The sequence below is a fragment of the Pelatocladus sp. BLCC-F211 genome (genome assembly GCF_041928655.1).
Lineage (GTDB): Bacteria > Cyanobacteriota > Cyanobacteriia > Cyanobacteriales > Nostocaceae > Pelatocladus.
This window is the reverse complement of record NZ_JBHFLM010000247.1, coordinates 1-1748: the sequence shown is the minus strand read 5'-3', so window position 1 is coordinate 1748 and position 1748 is coordinate 1. Positions and strand designations below refer to the sequence as shown.

The 1748-nt window shown below is 41.4% G+C and carries 1 protein-coding gene and 1 pseudogene; one reads left to right on the top strand and one right to left on the bottom strand.

Going from position 1 to position 1748, the window contains the following annotated elements; all coding sequences use genetic code 11:
- Window positions 1-137: 137 nt before the first annotated feature.
- Window positions 138-770 (top strand): annotated as a pseudogene (locus tag ACE1AT_RS29915) (stem cell self-renewal protein Piwi); the annotation flags it as partial.
- 16 nt (window positions 771-786) lie between these two features.
- Here ACE1AT_RS29915 and ACE1AT_RS29910 read toward each other — a convergent pair.
- Window positions 787-1488, bottom strand: a complete 702-nt coding sequence (locus tag ACE1AT_RS29910) for a Uma2 family endonuclease (RefSeq protein ID WP_374874773.1) — start codon at window positions 1486-1488, stop codon at window positions 787-789.
- Window positions 1489-1748: the final 260 nt, after the last annotated feature.

Genomic DNA, 1748 nt, shown 5'->3' with positions numbered 1-1748 from the left:
TTGTATTTTTTCTCAACAAGCATACTACACAATAATTGTTCAAGGCCGCGGATGCTTTGAGGCTGACTTGAGAATATTTTTAACCTCTAATTCCATTTGGTTTGCGTTCTCTCATATCGCTTTTAGTCTAAACTCCAGTTTCTAGAATTTCTAAAAAAAGACAAGCAGGAACAAGGAATGCTTGTGCTAGCGTGCGTTTATATGGCAAACAAGGGGAGTTTGTTCGTTATCGACTCGAAGATGATCTCATTGATGGTGAGGCAATACCACCGAAACTATTGGAGCGCTTACTACCTGCTACTGAATTAGCAAACAAAACCATCTTAATTTACCGTGATGGCCCCTTTGTTGGTAAAGAAGTTGACTATTTAGTGGAGAGAGCCAAAGCAATAGGTGCGAAATTCATCTTAGTAGAATGTAAAAAATCTGGTGTCCCCCGATTATATAACCTAGAGCAAAAAGCTGTGATCGCACCATCACAAGAATTAGCACTTCGTTTGTCATCTCGTGAAGCTATTCTGGTAACTACTAAAGTTCCTGATAAAGTTGGTTTGGCTCGTCCTATACGTTTGACTGTTCATGAGAAAGGGCATCAAGTATCAATTGAAAGTGTTCTAGACACAACTCTCAAACTGACGCTTTTGCATCATGGAGCTTTGAAAGAACCCCGTTTACCTATGCCACTCTATGGATCTGACCGCATGGCTTATCTGCGGTTACAAGGTATTCGTCCTAGTACGCTTGATGGCGATCGCCAGTTTTGGTTATAGTTAAATATCTTTAACGCTAAATTGTATCTGGATCGATATTTAACTCCCGCAATTTAGCAGCTAATCTTTCTGCTCTACTTAGTGCTAATTCTTTCTGTTGACGTTCAGACTCAGCTTCTTCTTCAGGTGTTGGAACTAACTGTCCTTCAGGGGTAAAAAAACGCAATAAACCCTGATGAATACCTAGATATAAACCTAGCTGCTGACTCCATAAATGCCCTTGATTATTTGCTTCTAAGGGTTGGTACTTGCCGTCTACTAAATGAAAACCAGCGAATTCTAATGTGTATGGATCGAACCAAAAATAATCTGGTGTGCGGAAGGTATTTTGGTAAAGTTTTTTCTTAACTTCTTTATCAGTATTAGCTGTGGATTCAGAGAGAATTTCCAGAATTACATTCGGATATTTGCCATCTTCTTCCCAAACTACCCAACTTTTACGAGCTTTGCGTTCCGTGTCTAGCACAACAAAAAAATCTGGCCCCCGGAAGTCTTCTGATTTACTTTTACTGAAGCTGTAGTAAATAGTCAGATTGCCAGCAGCGTAGAAATCAGTTCTGTCTCGCCACAACCATTCCAGGCATTTGAAAAGTAGGATTATTTGCCGCAGATGCAGTTCAGTTTCCAAAGGAGGCTCATCGCTGTATAAATCACTTGGGGGAAGGATAACATCTTCTGGGATGCCTTGGGGAGAGTCTAATTCTTTGGCGAGGGACATGGCTTGGGCATCAGGTATTTATGGGTTTATTTTAACGTTGTCAGTGGAGCGATCGCATTTGCTGCTCTGTTAGGTTTGAAAACCGCATTCCGCATCCGGTAACATTACAATCATTGACACTCTCCGCCCTATAAGTGCGGAGATTCTTGCTTCATCCGTCCTCCCTAGAAACCCGAATACAAAGTATTCAAATCTCCCCGTTTGGATACGTCCACAAGCACACACGGACTGCCCGACCGCGTTTGAAACGATTTCTTAAA

What these genes read in the sequence shown, in the direction of transcription:
- ACE1AT_RS29910 (WP_374874773.1), bottom strand. Translation starts at nt 1,488, where the DNA reads ATGTCCCTCGCCAAAGAATTAGACTCTCCCCAAGGCATCCCAGAAGAT.